Annotated in this window: 15 protein-coding genes; 8 read left to right on the forward strand and 7 right to left on the reverse strand. The window is 66.8% G+C overall.

Annotated features, from left to right (window positions below):
• Positions 1-31: 31 nt before the first annotated feature.
• Positions 32-922, forward strand: coding sequence for a VOC family protein (locus LVY72_RS14215; RefSeq protein ID WP_237821977.1), 891 nt, complete (start codon positions 32-34; stop codon positions 920-922).
• Positions 923-1,087: 165 nt separating this feature from the next.
• Here LVY72_RS14215 and LVY72_RS14220 read toward each other — a convergent pair whose 3' ends face one another.
• Positions 1,088-1,822: a GntR family transcriptional regulator gene (locus LVY72_RS14220; RefSeq protein WP_237821979.1), complete on the reverse strand. Its 735-nt coding sequence runs from the start codon at positions 1,820-1,822 to the stop codon at positions 1,088-1,090.
• A 205-nt stretch (positions 1,823-2,027) separates the two neighbouring features.
• On the opposite strand from LVY72_RS14220, the gene LVY72_RS14225 reads away from it, so the two are divergent.
• The gene (locus LVY72_RS14225) at positions 2,028-2,798 is read left to right on the forward strand and encodes an SDR family NAD(P)-dependent oxidoreductase (protein ID WP_237821981.1); all 771 of its coding nucleotides are present in this window, start codon (positions 2,028-2,030) and stop codon (positions 2,796-2,798) included.
• Positions 2,799-3,142: 344 nt separating this feature from the next.
• Positions 3,143-4,483, forward strand: a complete 1,341-nt coding sequence (locus LVY72_RS14230) for an MFS transporter (RefSeq protein ID WP_237821983.1) — start codon at positions 3,143-3,145, stop codon at positions 4,481-4,483.
• Positions 4,484-4,590: 107 nt separating this feature from the next.
• Here the strand turns inward: LVY72_RS14230 and LVY72_RS14235 are convergent, their stop codons facing one another.
• Positions 4,591-5,859: an IS110 family RNA-guided transposase gene (locus LVY72_RS14235; RefSeq protein WP_237821986.1), complete on the reverse strand. Its 1,269-nt coding sequence runs from the start codon at positions 5,857-5,859 to the stop codon at positions 4,591-4,593.
• A 550-nt stretch (positions 5,860-6,409) separates the two neighbouring features.
• Here LVY72_RS14235 and LVY72_RS14240 point away from each other — a divergent pair.
• Positions 6,410-7,537, forward strand: a complete 1,128-nt coding sequence (locus LVY72_RS14240) for an IS630 family transposase (RefSeq protein WP_237821987.1) — start codon at positions 6,410-6,412, stop codon at positions 7,535-7,537.
• Between the two features lie 348 nt (positions 7,538-7,885).
• On the opposite strand, the gene LVY72_RS14245 is transcribed toward LVY72_RS14240, so the two are convergent.
• The 4 genes from LVY72_RS14245 to LVY72_RS14260 form a co-directional block, all read right to left on the reverse strand.
• Positions 7,886-8,095 carry a hypothetical protein gene (locus LVY72_RS14245; protein ID WP_237821989.1) on the reverse strand — a complete coding sequence of 70 codons (210 nt, stop codon included), beginning with the start codon at positions 8,093-8,095 and terminating at the stop codon, positions 7,886-7,888.
• Positions 8,096-8,539: 444 nt separating this feature from the next.
• Positions 8,540-8,770, reverse strand: coding sequence for a hypothetical protein (locus tag LVY72_RS14250; RefSeq protein WP_237821991.1), 231 nt, complete (start codon positions 8,768-8,770; stop codon positions 8,540-8,542).
• 374 nt (positions 8,771-9,144) lie between these two features.
• Positions 9,145-10,515: an aspartate aminotransferase family protein gene (locus LVY72_RS14255; protein ID WP_237821993.1), complete on the reverse strand. Its 1,371-nt coding sequence runs from the start codon at positions 10,513-10,515 to the stop codon at positions 9,145-9,147.
• A gap of 33 nt (positions 10,516-10,548) precedes the next feature.
• A complete protein-coding gene (locus LVY72_RS14260; RefSeq protein ID WP_237821995.1) occupies positions 10,549-12,042 on the reverse strand; it encodes a CoA-acylating methylmalonate-semialdehyde dehydrogenase in 1,494 nt (497 codons plus the stop codon).
• A gap of 138 nt (positions 12,043-12,180) precedes the next feature.
• Between LVY72_RS14260 and LVY72_RS14265 the strand changes: the two genes are divergently transcribed.
• The gene (locus tag LVY72_RS14265) at positions 12,181-13,959 is read left to right on the forward strand and encodes a PucR family transcriptional regulator (RefSeq protein ID WP_237821998.1); all 1,779 of its coding nucleotides are present in this window, start codon (positions 12,181-12,183) and stop codon (positions 13,957-13,959) included.
• A 138-nt stretch (positions 13,960-14,097) separates the two neighbouring features.
• On the opposite strand, the gene LVY72_RS14270 is transcribed toward LVY72_RS14265, so the two are convergent.
• Positions 14,098-14,349: a hypothetical protein gene (locus LVY72_RS14270; protein WP_237822000.1), complete on the reverse strand. Its 252-nt coding sequence runs from the start codon at positions 14,347-14,349 to the stop codon at positions 14,098-14,100.
• A gap of 498 nt (positions 14,350-14,847) precedes the next feature.
• Here LVY72_RS14270 and LVY72_RS14275 point away from each other — a divergent pair, with 498 nt between their 5' ends.
• The 3 genes from LVY72_RS14275 (at position 14,848) to LVY72_RS14285 (ending at position 19,223) form a co-directional block, all read left to right on the forward strand.
• Positions 14,848-16,419 (forward strand): LuxR C-terminal-related transcriptional regulator, encoded by a 1,572-nt coding sequence (locus LVY72_RS14275; RefSeq protein WP_237822002.1) that lies wholly within the window; start codon positions 14,848-14,850, stop codon positions 16,417-16,419.
• Positions 16,420-16,567: 148 nt separating this feature from the next.
• On the forward strand, positions 16,568-18,115 hold the full coding sequence (locus tag LVY72_RS14280) for an aldehyde dehydrogenase family protein (protein WP_237822004.1): 1,548 nt from the start codon (positions 16,568-16,570) through the stop codon (positions 18,113-18,115).
• Position 18,116: 1 nt separating this feature from the next.
• Entirely contained in the window at positions 18,117-19,223 is a 1,107-nt protein-coding gene (locus LVY72_RS14285; protein WP_237822006.1) for a Zn-dependent alcohol dehydrogenase, read from the forward strand.
• The last annotated feature ends 35 nt before the right edge of the window (positions 19,224-19,258 follow it).

Consider the following 19,258-nt stretch of genomic DNA (forward strand, 5'->3'; position numbering starts at 1 on the left):
AACAGCACACGACGACGAACAGGAGACTCCCATGTCTTGGGGACTGATCAGCGAAATGGGCCATGTCGGCCTCCAGACCACCAACCTCCAGGGCTCGGTGTTCGACGCCACCCAAATCCTGGGCCTGCGCGAAACAGAACGCACCGACGGAACGGTCTACCTGTCCGCCGGCGACGTGCACCACGAACTGGTGTACGTGGAATCGGACATCGACGGCGTCGACAGCTTCGGCCTCGTGGCCCGGGACGGCGATGCCCTGCGGGAAATCCGCAGGCGCGTCGACGCCGAAGGATTCCACATCGTCAGCAACACCCCGCGCGGGGCCGGAATCCAGGACGGATTCTCCTTTGTCGGCCCCGAGGACTTCGTCTTCGAAATCTACATTGGCATGCAGACCGACACCGCCGCACTGAAGTCCTTCGGCCCGGACCGCTACGGCCACATCAACATCCACCCCCGCGACGTGACCGGGATGATGAAGTTCCTCCACCGGGTGCTGGACTTCCGGCTCTCGGACGTGATCGGGGACGACTTCGCCTACTTCATGCGCTGCAACCCTGACCACCACGGCATCGCCCTGGTCAAGGGCCGAGGCACGCTGCACCACCACGCCTGGCAGGCCCAGTCCATCGCGGACCTGGGCAAGCTCGGCGACCGACTGCACAAGCTGGGGCGCGACCTGATCTGGGGCCCGGTACGCCACGGGGCCGGCCACAACATCGCCGCCTACTACGTCGAGACCTCCGGCGCGGTCGTTGAGCTCTACACCGACCTGGAGCAGATCTACGACGACAACCGCGACCCGGTCATCTGGGGTGCCGACGAGAACTGGTGGAACATGTGGAGCTCCTACCGCCCCGAGGAATTCCGCCAGCACGGCATCGCCCCCGTGGTGCGCCGGCCGCAAAACCTGCTCCGCTGATTCCTGAAGGTGTTGCCTGCCGGCTGTCCGCCGGCAGCAACACCTTCAGGAAGGCACCGCGGAATCCCGCCAAGGAAAACTTTTACGGCCCCGAGGACTGAATCCGCCAAGCTGTCGTCCCAGGCTGCACCGGCGGTGACGGATGACCGCCCGCCCGGCCGGCGACTAGTAAGCCCCCCGGACTGTCCGGCCCGCAGCTGCCCTCCGGGGCTCGGGCCTTTCAGCCTCGGGCAGGAGTCCGGCGTCAAGAATCAGTTTCACCGAGGCCTCGTAGTGCCTGCGGAGCAAGCCCACGGCGCGGTCCGCATCCTTGGCCACCACGGCCTGGACAATCCCGTCGTGCTCGTCAGCCAGGTTGCGGGTAACCGTATCGGCCGATTCCCTCGACCAGAGCCTGTAGAGCGATGTGGCGTCCTCCAAGGCATCGGCAAGATCGGTCAGGATGGTTACGCCGCAGGCCGAAATCAGGGTCCGGTGAAAATCCTTAGCCCCTTCCAGCCAGGCATCCGATATGCCACGGTGGTCGCCCGCACCCCACCGCGGGGTCTGCTGCAGCCGGTGGTGTGCGGCGACAACGTCGGATTCCCACATCAGATCGCCGCGTTCGAAAGACATGCGCAGCGCAAGGTCCTCGCAATGACAGCGCACCCTGTTCAGGTCCGCCAGGTTCCCGATCGAGAGGTAGGGGACCGAAAAACCATGATTGGCCTCGTTGGCCACCAGATACTTGCTCGACATCTGCATGAGGGACTCCCGTACGACAGTGGTGCTGGTGTCGTACTTTTTCGCCAAGGGGACCAACGGCAGCCGTTCCCCGGGCTTCCAGATGCCCACCAGAATGTCGTGGCGGATCGCTGCAATGGCCTGCGAAACCCGGGATTCGTCATTGTGATGGGGCATAGCAGTGAGCATACCGCTCAAAACATTGTATTGTTTCGTTGACGTTGTAACGTTTGTCGTTTATTGTGTTGAACATGTCACAAAGCAATGACGCGTACAGGCTGCGATGGATGGACGGGGTTTCTCCCGCGCAAAACCTCTCCCGGCCGGCGGTCTCTACTGAAGCCAATCCATTTGCCTCCACCCGTGGAATCGGGGCAGGGAAATGAGCCGGCGTTTGGAAGGGCGGACCATTATCGTGACCGGGGCCGGCTCCGGTATTGGGGCCTGTTTCGCCGCAGGATTCGCGGCCGAAGGGGCTTCGGTTGGAGTCCTGGACCGGGACCTTGAACCAGCACAACAGGTCGCCTCCGACATAGCTGAAGCTGGCGGCTCCTGCATCGCGGTGCCGGCTGACGTGACCGACCAATTGGCGGTCAGGGATGCGTTTTCGACAGTGCGCGATTCCTTCGGCCGGTTGGATGCCGTGTTCAATAACGCCGGAATCACGTTCAACAGCCCGTTCTTGGAAACCAGCGCCGAGGATTTCCGCAGGCTGCACGAAGTGAACGTGCTGGGAGTCGTCATCGGCATGCAGGAGGCGGCCCGGATATTCATGCAGGACGGGCGGAGCGGCAAGATCGTCAATACGTGCTCTGTTGCTTCCCGTCGGGCAAATGCGAACTTCGCAGCGTACGCTGCCTCCAAGTTCGCCGTCCACGCGCTCGTCCAATCAGGGGCGCGGTCCTTGGCAGAACATCGCATCACGGTCAATGGATTCGCTCCCGGCATCGTGGATACCGCCTTGTGGGACGCCCAGGCATCCACCCGGGCCGCACGTAGTGCGCTGTTTGACAAGTACGGCGAAACCATCCCCATAGGCCGCACCGCGGTGCCGGCCGATCTCTTGCCCACCGGGATTTACCTCGCCGGCAATGATTCCGACTACATGACCGGGCAGGTCGTCATGATCGACGGCGGGATCGAGATGGTCTAACTCCCACGCAGCCCCGCTCCCATTCCCGCCGGCAGATTTCGAAGGGTTCCATCGGCAATCTCCGTACTGCAGACAGCCGCAGAGCGGCAATAAGTCCCAAAGGTAAACGCCCATGAACCGGAACTTATCAGCGAGACGGAACACCGCAGAGGCCGCGGGTCTGGGAACGCTGTCAATCATCGCCGAGCGGAAAAGGCGTAGGTGCGGCCAATTGCCGCTGGCCGCCGCAACCAAACTACGAAGCCGATTTGGGACCAGTGGCTGGTCACAAATCAGAGCCCCTCGTCCCTTCCCTCCTACACCGGCTTCCAACGCCAACCTCATCACGTCACGAAGGAGTGATCATGGCTAGAACAAGTGAAGCACTAACCACACAGGCCGTATCATCGGCCTCACCGCGGAGCAAGGCCCGCCGCACCGCACTCGGCAGCCTCGTCGGCACCACGATCGAGTATTACGATTTCATGCTTTACGGGCTGACCGCGGCGCTCGTTTTCCCGAAAGTCTTCTTCCCGGCCCAAACCCCCCTGGTCGCGGCACTGCTGGCCTTTGCGACCTTCGGCATCGGGTTTCTGGCCCGCCCGCTGGGAGGCATCGTCTTCGGCCACTTCGGGGACAGAGTAGGGCGAAAGAAGATGCTCGTCATCACCCTGATCGGCATGGGATCCTGCACTTTCCTGATGGGCCTGCTGCCCGGGTACAGCCTGCTCGGCGAGACGGCAGTCGTGCTGCTGGTCGTCCTGCGCTTCATCCAGGGATTCATGGTCGGCGGCGAATGGGGCGGGGCTACGCTGATGAGCGTCGAGCACGCACCGCCCGGCCGCAAGGGGCTGTATGGAACATTCGCGCAGATGGGCGCACCGTCCGGAGTGACCCTCGCGGCAGTGGTGTTCATGGCCACGTCATCCCTGCCCGATGCAGACTACTTCTCGTGGGGCTGGCGGGTGCCGTTCCTGCTTAGCATCCTGCTGGTAGGCGTCGGACTCATCGTGCGGACCACACTCGACGAGAGCCCTGAATTCGCTGCCGCAGTCAAGAAGGAAGCTGTTGTCAAGGTGCCATTCATTGAAGCATGGCGGACTCATTGGAAGCAGATCCTGCTGGTCGCAGGAACCTACCTAAGCCAGGGTGTCATGGCTTACGTGGCCCTCACCTATCTGGTCAGCTACGGCGCGAACACTGCCCACCTCGACCGCACAATGACGCTGCTGGGCGTCGCGATAGCTTCTGCGATCTGCGCCGCAGTCCACCCCGTTTTTGGCCTGCTCTCCGACTACATCGGACGCAAGACGGTATATATGATCGGCGCGGTCCTGCTGCTCGTCATGATTGTCCCGGCCTTCCTGCTCGTCAACACGGGCATGAGCGTGGCCTTCATTATTGCGATCGTCCTCATCCAGGGCATCGCCATGCCGCTCACCTCGGCCGTGACCGGCCCATTGTTCACGACGCTCTTCCCGGAACGCATCCGCTACACCGGCAGCTCTGTCGGATACACCATCGCACAGATCGCCGGCCCGGCGTTCGCCCCAATGATTGCGACGGCTATCTATGGTGCGACCGGCCAGTGGACGAGCGTCGCAGGCTACTTGGCCGTTATCTGCCTGATCTCGATCGTCTGCGTAACCTTGCTCGGAGGAGCCTGGGGCAAGAAGGAAGCGGAACTGCAACGGCGAAACGGCTGAGCCGACTTCCGTCTGCCTAATCCGAAAATGAGGTGACCTGCCGGTTGGTGGGCAGGGGTGGATGGCCGGCGGGGTGGGTTGGTGTGCCGGTCGGGATGCCTATGGGATTAGGCGGCCGGGGTGAGGGTGACGGCGTAGCCGAGGGCTTCGAGCTGGCGCACGTGGTTGCGTTTTTTGGTGTCGGGGTCGGTGCTGCGGGTGAAGTGGTCGGGACCGAGGTCGCGGTAGCGGGTTTCGGGATTGGCCAGCAGGTGCCAGACGATGACGAGGATGGAGCGTCCCACGGCCACGATGGCGCGTTGTTTGCCCCGCCGTCTGGCCAGGCGCCGGGAGCGTTCGCCGAGGAAGGTATTGGTTTTGCCGGCCCCGGCCGCGGCTTCGCCCAGGGTTCGGGCCAGGTAGCGGTTGCCGTGCCCGGTGGAGCCGTTGCCCTTGTTCCGCCCGGCGGAGGACTTGATCCCCGGGGAGAACTTCGCCCAGGAGCATAGGTGTCCGGGGCTCGGGAACCGGGACATGTCGGTGCCGACCTCGGCGATGATGGCCGCGGCGGCGACCGGCCCGATGCCGGGTATCTCATCCAGGCGTGCCGCCGCTGCCGAGAAAGGGGCCAGCTGGGCCCCGATCCGGTCGCCCACGGCGGCGATGTCGGCGTCGATGCCGTCGATCCGGGCCAGCATGCGCCCCAGCAGGAACGCGTGGTGGTCATCGAAGTGCCCGGTGAAGGCTTCCTCCAGGGCACCGATCCTGGTGCGCATCCTCGACCTGGCCAGCTGTGCGAGCACCGTCGGGTTCCTCTCCCCGGCGATCAGCGCGGCCATCATCTCCCGTCCGGAGACTCCGAAGATGTCCGAGGCCACGGATGAGAGCTTGATGCAGGCGTCCTCGAGCAGCTTTTCGACCCGGTTCTTCTCCGCGGTGCGTTCCCCGACCAGGTCGGCCCGGTAGCGGGTCAGGTCCCGCAGCCGGCGGACCGGGGCCGGCGGGACGAAGCTGGGCCGGAGCATCTGCCGCTCGGCGACCTTGCAGAGCCAGACCGCGTCCAGCACGTCGGTCTTGGGCCGGCCCGGCAGGTGCTTCACGTCCCGGGCGTTGACCAGCCAGGGCTGCAGCCCGTGGGCCTCCAGCAGGTAGAACACCGGCTTCCAGTAGTCGCTGGTCGCCTCCATCACCACCCGCTCGATGCCCAGGTCCACCAAATGGTTGGCCAGTTCCGCCAGGGACCGGGTCATCGTCGAGTGCGTGCTCACCTCCTGCAAACGTCGTCGCGTGTTCCCCGGGCCGGGAATCCGGACGCAGCACACCAGTTCGGCCTTGCCGATATCGATGGCGGCGACCCGGGCGATGAGCCGTTCCTCATCCTGGGATTCGGCCAGCATGGTCCTGTCCCTCTCCTCACTGCCTGCATCATGGGTTTACGGCGTGGCCGCCCCAGGGGGCCGGAGGGGAAAACGGAATCTAATCCGCGTGCTCGGCAACGGGTGCCGCAACAATGAAGGGCCCGCAGGCGGCTCCCGGCGCCCGGCTAGATGACGGCCTCAGGAAGACCATAGGTGGACGGCGTCGGCAGGCGGCCACAGGCACATTTTCAACCCGGAACGGGCGTCCGACAAGGACAAATAGGCTAGATGTAAAGACCACCGGACTGGTACCGCACAGGGTCCTCCGGGATGAACGAACGATTTACGGTGTGCCCCCGACGTTTACGCGTCGGGGCACGCCAATGTCCGGCATCAAACGGGTGCGTCGACCGCTTGTCACGCCTTCACCGGAGTTCACGATGCCTCGTGCCATCCGTGGACCACGGCCCTGAGGCCGGTGGGAACGCCCACCGGGGCCGAACCCGGCGCTGACTGGGCACAACTACCGCTGGCTAGTGCGGTGACCGCGAAGGTTCACAGGGTTTGAGGCCGGTGCCACGCTGGTGGCATGGCTGAACGTGTGAAGGTCCGGCGCCTGACGCCGGAGGAAGGCCGGCGGCTGCAGCGGATCGTGCGCCGCGGCGGCCCGGGCCAGGGCGGGAACGTGGTGCGGTGGCGGCGGGCCACGATGATCCTGGCCTCGGCCGGCGGGAACACGGTGCCGGTGATCGCCCGACTGCTGGCCGCCGACGAGGACACGGTGCGCCAGGTGATCCGCCGCTTCAACGAGATCGGGCTGGACTGCCTGGACCCTGAGTGGGCGGGAGGCCGTCCCCGCCTGCTCACCGACGGCGACGAGGAGTTCATCGCCGCGACGGCCGCCATCCGTCCCGGTGCCCTGGGGCTGCCGTTCACCCGCTGGTCGCTGCGCAAGCTGGCCGGCTGGCTGGCCGCCTGCCCGCACCCGGTCCGGATCGGGCGGGAGGCCCTGCGGGCCCTGCTGCACCGGCACGGGATCAGCTTCCAACGCACCGCCACCTGGAAGGAATCGCCGGACCCCGAGTACGAGGCCAAACTTCAGGTGATCGAGGACGTGGTGGAAAACCACCCGGACCGCACCTTCGCGTTCGATGAGTTCGGACCCCTGGGCATCCGCCCCACGGCCGGGTCCGGCTGGGCTCCGGCAGGCAAACCGCAGCGGATCCCGGCAAATTACCACCGCACCGCGGGCGTGAGGTACTTCCACGGCTGCTACTCGGTCGGCTCAGACACCCTGTGGGGCGTCAACCGCTGCCGCAAGGGCACCGGGAACAGCCTCGCCGCGCTCAAGAGCATCCGGGCCTCGGTCCCGGACGGGCAGCCGGTCTTCGTGATCCTGGACAACCTCTCGGCGCACAAGGCCCCGGCCATCCGGCACTGGGCGGAATCCCACGCCGTGCGGCTGTGCTTCACCCCGACCTACGCGTCCTGGGCCAACCCGATCGAGGCCCACTTCGGGGTGCTGCGCCAGTTCACCCTGGCCAACTCCGTCCACCCCAACCACACGGTGCAGACCCGCAAACTTCACGAGTACCTGAACTGGCGCAACACCCACGCCCGGACTCCCGAGATCCTCGAGGCCGAACGCCGCGAACGCACCCGGGTCCGCAGCGAAAAACACCACCGCTGGGGCCGGCACGAGGCCACAGCAGCATGAAACACCGCCAACCTATCCGGCCACCGCACTAGCTGGTATGCACGGGTATTGATGGGACGGGAGTATGTGACTTCGGCTACTTCTACCCCCGTTGTTTAGGCGCCGATAACCGCGACTATGTCGCCCGGGCGGTCCGTCGGAACCTGTTACCGGGAGGAAACTGTGACAACAGCTGTAGTGGTTGCCGCTGCCAACATCTGTCGGTACCTGCTGGACGTACGGTGCAGGTGTTGGAACTGGCGCAGGGGACAGGCCCGGACCTGGGCGGAATCCTGAGCAGTTTCACCGCACCGTGCAGCAGACCGCCGAACAGGTCAACCCTGAGGTCGAAGCCTGCATCTGACTGAATCAGGTCACGTTCCGGATGATGCGGCACTCGTTGGTGAAGAGCATTCTGCGTTCCCCTGTCCGCAGGTCGCGGACCCACACAACGTTGAATTGCGGCAGGGTGTCCTCCACGTAGCCGCTGCAGTAAATATATCCATTCCCGTGGACGTCGACACGGTCGCCGTGTTGGAGGGCGGCGGAGTCGGCAGCGCTGCCGGTGATGTCTGTCATGGTGCCATGGCCTTTCTGCGGGTTGCCGGGGGTGCCCCGGTGAAGGATGTACGTTTTGACGGCATTTGTCGGAGGGCGTGGGCCGCCCGGGGCAGAGGTGGGGGCGGCTCCGGGCAGCCCATGCCCTCCAGGTGCTGGGATGCCGGGGCCATGGTGCTGTCCGGGCCGGAACGCACCCCGAAGGGTCCGGTGACGGACAGGCTGGCGCGGCAGCGGGGCGCCGCATCTTCGTGAAAACAGCGTGTTGGTCGCACCGGATCCGCACCCTGCAGGGGGGGGTCCGGATCCGGCGCGGCTGCCGGTGATAACCGGCGGAACGGACGTCTGGGGGCACCGGGCAGGGGGCAGTGCCGGCGTTGCCCTTGGCGGAGGCATCCGTCTCCGGCGGCGCCGTTCAGGAGCCGCCAGGTCTTCGAGTGCGAGGTGTGGCAGGGCGGGTATTCCTTAGTGGGTACCCGCCTCGTCTCGCTCATAGGTCATACCGTAGGGAACCTCGGGACTGACGGAGACGGTATACGTATCGCGGCTGTGCCGGGTGACGAGTATCCCGTGCCGTCTGCCGGATACGGCCAGGGACCGGACTTCTTCATAGGCGGTGTCCAGCTGTTCCTGGAAGGCATTCCAGCCGGTTCCGGCAGCTGCTTTGAGGGTGACTATGCGAAGGGGGTGTGTCATGGAACGTTGTTTCTGCGTCAGAGGAGTTCAGTGCCGGATCAGATCCCGTGAAGGTACCTTGGGTACGGTGACCGCATGCCGATGGCATGGATACGTCCGGCTCGATACCAGGCGTGTCCGTTGCCAAGTGCGTGCAGCAGCCGATCATGGGGACCGGCCCCTTGGAACCGGCATCGGCCCGCACGAGACGGCCCGCTGCGGTAAGAACCGGTTCAAGAGCCGGCTTTCGGGCGTCCGCTTGCGTCGAGATTCGGGCGGCCGCCGGGAGGAGTGCCCGCGGCGGCGAATTCGTGCTTCAAGGGGCAGGCCTTGCCATGGTGTCGCCGGATGGCAGGAACGGGAGCCTGCCGCGGCAGGCTCCCGCCTGGTGGGAGCTAGTTCGTGTGCCTGTCGGCGGCGTCCAAGGCGGCGTCGAGGATTTCCAGGCCGTGGAGGACGTCCGCATCGGAGGTGTTGAGCGGGGGGACGACGTGGATCCGGTTGAAGTTGGCGAACGGCATCAGGCCTCCGGCCTTCAGTTCCGCGACCAACTCGTTCATCGCGGGGGAGGATCCTCCGTAGGCTGCCAGCGGCTCGCGGGTGGCACGGTCCTTGACCAGTTCTACGGACCAGAAGCAGCCCAGGCCGCGGACTTCGCCGACCGAGGGGTGGCGCGCGGCGATTTCGCGCAGCCGGGGTCCGATCACTTCTTCGCCGAGCCTGGCTGCGTTTTCCACCATCTTGTCGTCACGCATCGCGTTGATGGTTGCCACCGCGGCCGCGCAGGCCAGCGGGTGGCCGGAGTAGGTCAGTCCGCCCGGATACACCCGCTCGCGGAAGGTGTCGAAGATGGCCTCGCTGACGGCCACCCCGCCCAGGGGCACGTAGCCGGAGTTCACGCCCTTGGCAAAGGTGAGCAGATCCGGGACCACGTCCCAGTGCTCGACGGCGAACCACCGGCCGGTGCGGCCGAACCCGGCCATGACCTCGTCGGCAATGTAGACGATCCCGTATTTTCGGGTCAGTTCCCGCACGCCCTGCAGGTAGCCGGCCGGCGGGACGTAGATGCCGGCGGTGCCCGGGACGGTTTCCAGGATCAGCGCGGCGATGTTCTGCGGTCCCTCGAGCACGATCATGTCCTCGAGGTGCCGCAGGGCCCGCTCGGTCTCCTCTGCCTCGGTGGTCGAGCCGAAGTAGGAGCGGTACGGGTACGCAGGCATGAAGTGCACGACACCCTCGGAGGAGTAGTCGTTGGGGAAGCGCCGCGGGTCGCCGGTGACGTTGACCGCCAGCTGGGTACCGCCGTGGTAGCTGCGGTACGCGGAGAGGACCTTCTGCCGGCCGGTGTGCAGCCGGGCCATCCGGATCGCGTGCTCCACCGCGTCCGCGCCCCCGTTGGTGAAGAAGACGTGGTTCAGGTCCCCGGGGGTGATGCCGGCGATCAGGCGGGCGGCCTCGGAGCGGGCGTCGTTGACGTGCTGCGGGGCGATGGTGCACAGCTTCGCCGCCTGCTCCTGGATCGCGGCCACCACCTTCGGATGCTGGTGGCCGATGTTGGTGTTCACCAGCTGCGAGGAGAAGTCCAGCAGCCGGTTGCCCTCCCCGTCCCAGATGTGGGAGCCCTCGGCGCGCAGCACGGTCATCGGTTTGATCTGGTCCTGGGCCGACCAGGAGTGGAACACGTGGGCACGGTCGAGCAGCCAGGCCTGCCGGCCTGCCTCGATCTCGGCATCGGTGACGAGGGGGGTGGTCGTTTCGGTGGTCATGGTGGGTCCTTTCGCGGCGGTGGCAGTCCGTGCCTAGGCGTTGGTCGGGAAGCCGAGGTTGATGCCGCCGTGGCTGGGGTCCAGCCAGCGGGAGGTGACGACCTTGCCGCGGGTGAAGAAGTGCACGCCCTCGGCGCCGTGGGCGTGGGTGTCGCCGAAGAGCGAGTTCTTCCAGCCGCCGAAGGAGTAGTAGGCCATCGGGACCGGGATGGGCACGTTGATGCCGACCATGCCGACCTGGATCTCGTTCTCGAAGCGGCGGGCGGCGCCGCCGTCGTTGGTGAAGATGGCGGTGCCGTTGCCGTACGGGTTGGCGTTGATCAGGGACACGGCCTCGTCGTAGCCGGCCACCCGCACCACGGCCAGGACGGGTCCGAAGATCTCGTCGGTGTAGATCGACATGTCGGGGGTGACGTGGTCGAAGAGGGTGGGGCCGAGGAAGAAGCCGTCGCCCTCGGCGTCCGGGGAGACCTGCCGGCCGTCCAGGACCATGGTCGCGCCGGCGGCCTCGCCGGCGTCGATGTAGCCGGCGACCTTGTCCCGGTGCGCCCGGGTGACCAGCGGGCCCATGTCGGCACCGCGGGTGCCGTCGCCCACGCGCAGCGTGCGGGTGCGCTCGGCGATCTTGGCGACCAGCTCGTCGGCGATGGATTCGACGGCGACGACGGCGGAGATCGCCATGCAGCGTTCCCCGGCGGCACCGTAGCCGGCGTTCACCGCGGCATCGGCGGCCAGGTCCAGGTCGGCATCGGGCAGGACGAGCATGTGGTTCTTGGCCCCGCCCAGGGCCTGGACGCGCTTGCCGGCCGCGGTGCCGCGCTGGTACACGTACTTGGCGATCGGGGTGGAGCCGACGAAGGACACGGAGGCGACGTCCGGACTATCCAGCAGCGTGTCGACGGCCTCCTTGTCCCCGTGGACCACATTGAAGACCCCGTCCGGCAGGCCTGCTTCCTGCCACAGCTCGGCCATCCAGTTCGCGGCGCTGGGGTCCTTCTCGGAGGGCTTGATCACCACGGTGTTCCCGGCGGCGATGGCGACCGGGAAGAACCACATCGGCACCATGGCCGGGAAGTTGAACGGGGAGATGACCGCGGTCACGCCCAGCGGCTGGCGCAGCGAGTGCACGTCAACCTTGGTGGAGGCATTCTCGGTGTAGCCGCCCTTGAGCAGGTGCGGGATCCCGCAGGCGAACTCCACGACTTCCTGGCCCCGGCTGACCTCGCCCAGGGCATCGGCGAGGACCTTGCCGTGCTCCTCGGTAATGATGGCGGCGAGCTCGCCCTTGCGGGCGTTGAGCAGCTCGCGGAAGGCGAACAGGATCTGGGTGCGCCGGGCGATCGAGGTGTCCCGCCAGGCGGGGAAGGCGGCGGCCGCCGCGGCCACCGCGTCGTTGACCGTGGCGGCCGGGGCCAGGGCGACCCGGGAAGTGGTCTTGCCCGTGGCCGGATTGGTCACCTCGCCGAAGCGGGAGTCGTTGCCGGGCCGGGTGTACTTGCCGTTGATCCAGTGGGTGATGGTCTGCATGTGCGGTCCTCTCGGTCGCTGGTCCTGCATGGGGATCCGGCGGGGCTGCCGGCTGATGAAAACCATCCTGACGGCGGCAGGCAGGTTCCGGTAGCGACAAAATGTATGTTCTTTCCACATCGGCTATACAGTTCGTCTATGACGATTTTGTGGGAGGAGAGCAGTGCCCGCCTTGGCGGTCGACCCGAGGCCCCTGGCGTGACCGTGCGGGGGATTCTCACCTTGGACGAGGTGCGCTCGGGCTGGCCGGAGTTGCTGAGCGGGGAAGATGCCCTGGGATCGGCCGTGCGCTGGGTCCACATTGCCGACTCGGAGCGCGTGGGACCGCTGCTCGAGGGCGGCGAGCTCGTGCTCAGCACCGGCCTGTCGTTCCGCGCCTCAGCAGCCGCGGCGGGCCGGTTCCTCGACGACCTCGAAAACGCCGGGGCGGCCGGTGCCATCATCGAACTGGTGGATGCCCAAGGCCGGCCCGACGCGGCCGCGGTCGAGGTGCTGCGCGGCGCCGCTGCCGGGCGTGCGCTGCCCGTGGTGGTGCTCACCCGGACGATCAAGTTCGTCCGGGTGACGCAGGTGGCCCACCGGCTGCTGGTCGGCGAGCAGCTGGCCCGGGTGGAGCGTGCCCGCCGGGTCCACGAGGTCTTCACCCAGCTCAGCCTCGAGGGCGCCAGTGAGCAGCGCATCGTGGACCGCACTGCGGAGCTTCTGGGGGCCGCGGTCGTGCTCGAGGACGTCGCGCACCGGGTCCTGGCGTTCAACCCCGCCGGAACGGACGCCGGGGAGCTGCTCCATGACTGGGCCGGGCGGGCCCGCCACGTCGGATACCGGGAGGACACCGGCCGCCGCGCCGGCACGGCGGACTGGCTGCAGACCCCCGTCGGCGTGCACGGCCGCCGGTGGGGCCGGCTGGTGGTCCCGGGCGATCTGCCCAACGATGCGGATGCCGCCCAGGTCCTGGAACGGGCGGGGCAGGCCCTGACCCTGGCCCGGATGGCCGGCCGGGACGAGCAGGACCTGCTGCAGCAGGCGCAGGCCGGGCTGATGCACGATCTGCGCCAGCCGCACGCGTTGGACGAGCGGGAGGCCGTCACCCGCGCCCAAGCCTTGGGACTCGAGCCCAGCGCCCTGTACGTCCCGATCGTCGTGCGGCTGGACCGGCTGCCGGGGGAGAACCCCACCGGCCTGCAGCTGCGCGAACGGGCGCTGCTGGAGCAGTTCGCGGCCCTGGTCCGGCAGGCACGCCGTTCCCTGCTGGCCACCGGCCTCCAATCCGGGTCATTCGGTGTCCTGCTGGGGGCGCCGGCGCGGCAGTTGGAGGACGGCATCCTGGAAAGGATCTTCGGACAGCTTGCCGAGGAACAGGCGCCGGACGTCAGTGATGGCCGGACGAACCCGGAGGAGGGCACCCCGGACTGGACCGCGGGCGTGGGCCGGACCAGCAGTTCGCTGCTGGAGGCCGCAGCGGGTCTGGACGGGGCCACCCAGGTGGCCGATATCGCCGCGACCCTGGAGGTCCGCCAGCGCCGCTACTACCGCTTTGCGGACATCCGGCTTCGGGGACTGATGGCCGCCCTGCACAGCGATGCCAGGGTCAAGGCGTTCGCCGAGGCCGAACTGGGGCCCCTGCTGGCAGAACAGGACGCCGGAACCCTGGACTTCCTCGAGCTCTACCTGCGCCACGGCGGCAACAAGACCTCGGTCGCGCGCACCGGGTACCTGAGCCGCGCCGCGCTCTACGCCCGGGTAGCGAACCTGCAGGAACGGCTAGGTGTCTCCCTGGACGATGCGGAGTCCCGTGCCGCCCTGCACGTGGCACTGCTGTGGCACCGGATGCGCGGGCAGGTGCCGGACGGGGACGCTCTTCACGGTCCGGCCCGAAATTATGGACCACGGGTAAGCGGCACCGAACCGGCGCCATGAAGCGCCAACAGGCCAGGCAACGGCGCCCATGAAGACTATGGTTCCAGCAGGATTGGCCCCGTCACCGCCGCCATCGTCCTCGTTAACTTTCTCATAAGCATCTATGGCGGCTACTTCGGGGCTGCGCGGGGAATCCTGTTAATCGGGCGGCTCGGAGTGCTCTCGCGGCTTGACCTCCAGGAGTTCAACGCGGTCAAGAACCTGGTGATCCTGCCTTATTGCCGGGGTTGTGTTCGCCATCGTTGCGCCGGGGATGATCGACTGGGCGCCGGTGGGGCTCATCGCCGCCGGAGCGGCCTGCGGCGGGCTGGTGGGCGGGCGGTTCGCCAAACGGCTGTCCCGCCGGTTCCTGCGCACCTTGACCGTGGGCGCGACCACGATCACATTCATGATTGCCGCCCGCCGAACGGCAGGCTTGGCGCCGGGAATGCCGTGTGGTTCCTAATCTGCTTCACGTGCCCGTAGAGGATGCAATTGCCGTCGGAGTAACGCACCATCGACACTGAAGTTCCCTCTTTTCAGGCTTTCAGCCCGGTCCTCGAGACCGGCCACTTGAAACTGGGAATTCCGCCAGCCGTTGAGTACCTTGTCACGCCAGCACCCCGCAGGGGCGTTTCTATGAATGGCCGTCTCACCGGTGAAAATCCAGGCCAATGGATTCATCGGCCAGAATTTTGACAGTCCGCTCGGCCGGCAATAGGCGGCAGCCAGCAGCGAGTGTGTCGTTACGGATGAGGCTTCGTTCGAGGCGGGAGATGATCGAGGGCCGTTGGCCGGGGTGCCAGCCGGCGGTTGTGATGGTGCAACCGGGAGAGGCACGTACCTTCGGCTCCTATGATGAAGAATCAAAGCTTGTGTAAACATTTAGGCAACCTTGAAGGAAGCATCGTGGATCGATTGGTCACCATACGCGACGCGGCGGCGGAATCGGGAGCTTCTGCCTGGAGGTTGCGCGCATGGGAAGCTGCAGGACTTCTCCACCCTTCGCGGTCGTCCGCCGGTTACCGGCTCTACAGCGATGAGGACATTCAGCTGGCTTCGTCCTTGCGTGAAGCCGAAGATCAAGGTGACCGGGTGCGCCTGCGGGCCGCGGCTCCGGTGACCACTGGGGCTTCGGGCCGGGAGCAGGATTTTGCTGCGCTGGCATACGTCTCCCCTTCCCCGGGACGCGGGATGGACTTGGGGCACGGGGTCGGGCGGCCCCTGCGCAGGCTGGCCCACGGAATTTCCCATAGGGAAGAGGAATCCGCGGTGCTGCATGTCGCCCTGGACAGCGCGTTGGAGGTTGCAGGCGCCACGGTCGGGGCGCTTTCCCTGGCCGACATGGCAACCCAGCGGTACGGCCTTGTCGCGAGCAGGGGCCTGTCGGAAGCGTACGTCAAGGGAATCACGACCTGGAGGCTCCACGAGGGCCTTGCCGGAGAGTCTTTCGGGCTGCGCGAGCCGCTGGCCATCCCGGATCTGAGCGTCAGCCCCGGGGTGGCGCGCGCGATCGTACACCAGGAGGGATTGCGGGGATACATCTGTTTGCCGCTCCTGCGGGGGCAGCGGCGGCTGGGAATTCTGGAAGTCTTTTCGAAGTCGCCCCGCGATTTCGGCCATGAAGAGCTGGCGCCGCTCGAGGTCGTCGCCTCGATCGCGGCGGCTTTGCTGGAAACCTTCGTCATCAAGCGTGACGCCCAGCAGCTGCGCAGTGAGCGGTACCGGGTGATCAGCGACTGGACTTCCCAGTCGACAAGGGTGCTGCAGGAGGAGCGCCGGACGTTGGCGGCGGACATCCGGGGCGAGGCAATCTTGGCAGCACGGGAGGGAAGGAACAACGCCGCGGCGCACCGTCTCAGTGCCCTCGCGGACCGTTTGGAGAGCGGTGGGGCCGCTGAAGTCGACGTAGTTCCGGCGATCCGAAACGAGCTCTTGCCCAGGCTCGCGGCGGGTACGGCCAAGGAGATCGAACTGCGGGTCGACGGGTGGCCTGCCCGAATCGGGGTCGACCTTTCCACCCGGATCTACCAGGTCGTCGATGCGCTGGCCGGCCCCGCGGCGGGGGCGGCCAAGTCAGCGGTTCTGGTGGTGTTGGGCGAGCGGAACGGGCAGTTGGTACTTGAGGTCCATGACGACCGGTTGGCTCCCGACGACATCAACCGCCTGGCCACAGTGGCCACAGAAGCACGGCTGGCCGTGCGGGGGATGGAAGGGAAGCTGGAACGTGCCATCGAAGCACCATGGAACTGCGGGGTGAAGGCGATTCTCCCGTTCGTTCCCGCTGATTCCCGGCTGGCCGCGCTCACCCCCCGGGAGCGGGCTGTCCTGGAGAGCATGGACCTGGGGCAGCCGAATCGGGAGCTGGCCGCCGCCTTGGGCATCTCAACGAAGACTCTCCAGAACCACCTGACCGCCATCTACCGCAAGTTGATGGTGAGCAACCGCGGCCAGGCGATGCGACTTCTGCGCGGTGACTAGCGGACGGTTTTTGGTCTAGGAGGGGTCCTGACTGGAAGCATGGACAGAAATCCCATAGAGACGCAGATCACGGAATATTAGCGTCTTCTCTAGGTACAACGGCCTGCCTCTTGTGACACCGGGCAGGATGATCGGACGGAGAAACGTTATGCACATGCTTGTCGACGGACAGTGGGTAGCCGCCTCGAACGGGGCTACGATCGACGTGGTCAACCCGGCGACTGGAGAGATTATCGGCACGGTCCCCGAGGCCAGCGAGGCCGACGTGGATCGCGCCGTTGAAGCCGCGGTGAGAGCGCAACGGGTGTGGGAGCAGACCTCCGCGCTGGCCCGGGCGGCCGTGATGCACGAATTCGCGGCCAAGGTCCGTGCGAACCAGCGCGAACTCGCCGAACTGCTCACCCGCGAGGGCGGGTCATCCCTGGCCGAGAACATGGATGAGATCCGCTGGGTTGCAGAGGCGACGGAATACTACGCGGAGATGGGCCGCAACATCGGGGGCCGCGTAGTCCCGTCCCAGGAGCCGACACTGACGAACCTTGTGCTCAAGCGCCCTGTCGGGGTCGTTGCAGCCATCGCGCCCTGGAACTATCCGGCCCTGCTCCTGTCGTGGAAGCTGGCACCGGCCCTGGCCGCCGGCAACGCCGTTGTCATCAAGCCACCGGCGGAGACTCCGCTGACCGTGCTGCGGCTCATCGAAATGCTCAATACGCCGGCCGGCGTGGTCCAGGTGGTTACCGGCGGCATCCCCGTCGGGAAGCATCTGGCCGAACACCCCCAGACGGACATGGTGGCCTTCACCGGATCCCTGTCCGCCGGCCAGGCGATCATCAGCTCCACCGCCCAGCAGGTCAAACGCCTCTCCCTGGAACTCTCGGGCCAGGACCCGATGATTGTCTGCGACGATGTCGACATCGACGACGCGGTCGAGGCGGTGCTCTGGGCAGGCTTCACCAATGCCGGGCAGGTGTGCACGTCCTCAGAACGCATCTACGTCATGCGCAACATCTACGACGAGTTCTCCAGAAAGCTGGCGCGTCGTGCCGACGAACTGATCGTCGGCGACCCGATGGACACCAGCACGGACGTCGGGGCTCTCGGCACTCCGGCGCAGCTGGAGAAGACCCGGACCTACGTCGAGACCGCCCGCGCGCTCGGCGCCACGGTCCTCGCCGGCGGGCAAGCGGCGGAGGGTGTGGGAACATTCTACCGGCCCACCGTCCTCGAGGGCCTGAGCCACGAACAACTCACCGAACTCGGTGAGATCTTCGGCCCGATCGTGCCGCTGGTGCCGGTCGACTCCTTTGACGAGGCGCTCACCGTGGCCAACGACAGCCAGTTCGGTCTCGGCGCCAACGTCCTGACCACCAACATGGAGCGCGCCTGGCGCGCCGCCAAGGAGCTGCGCTTCGGCCAGGTCTGGATCAACAACCCCCTGGTGGACAACGACGCCGGCCCGTTCGGCGGCCAGCGCCGCAGCGGGCTCGGCCGCGAGCTCGGTGAAGAAGGCCTGCAGGCCTTCATGGAAACTAGCCACGTGAGCTTCGACTACCAGCTCGAGCGCAAGTACTGGTGGTACCCGTACTCCCGGTACTCCGAGACCATGGGCCTGACCGACGGCCGCTCCAGCGGATTCCTGGGAGGACACGCGGGCGCCGTCGCCGTTCCCGCCGCTGCGGGCAGCGTGGAGGCCTGAGATGCACTTCAAGGCCGCCGTCTTCGACGGCCCCGGAACACCCCTGGCCATCGAGGAGCTCTCGGTCGAAAGCCCCCGCTTCGGCGAAGTCCTGGTACGTATGACCGCCAGCGGGGTCTGCCACAGCGACTACCATGTGGTTCTGGGCGAATGGGGAGCGAAGTTCCCGCTGGTGCTGGGACACGAGGGCGCCGGAGTCATCGTCGAAACCGGCCCGGGGGTGAGCGGCCTGCAGATCGGGGACGCCGTTGCCCTGTCCTGGACCCCCTCCTGCCGCCGCTGCCGTTACTGCGTCTCCGGCCGCCCCCAGCTTTGCTCCAACGCGGTCGCCAACGCCTACCGCAACGTCCTACCCGACGGGACCACCCGCCTCCGCCGCAACGACGACCAGGTCTACAGCTACCTCTCCGTAGGCTCCTTCGCCGAATACGCCGTGGTCCCCGAAAGCGGAGCCGTCCGCATCGCCGACGGAGTGGACCCCGCGATCGCAGCCCTCGTCGGATGCGCCGTCACGACCGGGGTGGGCGCGGCCATCAACACCGCGCCCGTCGCCCCGGGATCCACGGTTGCAGTCATCGGCGCCGGGGGAGTGGGCCTGTCCACGATCATGGGGGCCGCGCTCCAGGCACCGGAACGGATCATCGCCGTCGATCTCTCCGACGAGAAGCTGGATCTGGCGCGGCGCGCCGGGGCCACGCACACCGTCCACGCGCGGGACACCGACGTCGTCGAGGCCATCAAGGACCTGACCGGCGGGGACGGCGTCGACCACGCCTTCGAGGCCATCGGCAGGGCGGAGACCATCGAGCAGGCCTACGCCTCCCTGGCCCCGGGCGGCACGGCCGTGGTGGTGGGCCAGGTGCCCACGGGCGTGAAGATCAGCATCGACCCCATGGTAATGTCCGGCCGCGAGCTGACCCTGACCGGCAGCAACTACGGGTCCTCCCGGCCATCAATCGACTTCGCGCGCATCCTCGGACTGCACAGCCGCGGGCTGCTTCCGCTGGACCTGCTCGTGGACCGGCGCATCCAGCTGCAGGACATCAACACCGCCTTCGACGCAATGGGCCAGGGCACGGCCGCACGCACCGTCATCGAATTCCCCTGATCCCCCGGCAGGCCCGCGATACCGGGGCCCGACCG

The sequence above is a fragment of the Arthrobacter hankyongi genome, assembly GCF_022012395.1.
GTDB classification, from domain to species: Bacteria; Actinomycetota; Actinomycetes; order Actinomycetales; family Micrococcaceae; genus Crystallibacter; species Crystallibacter hankyongi.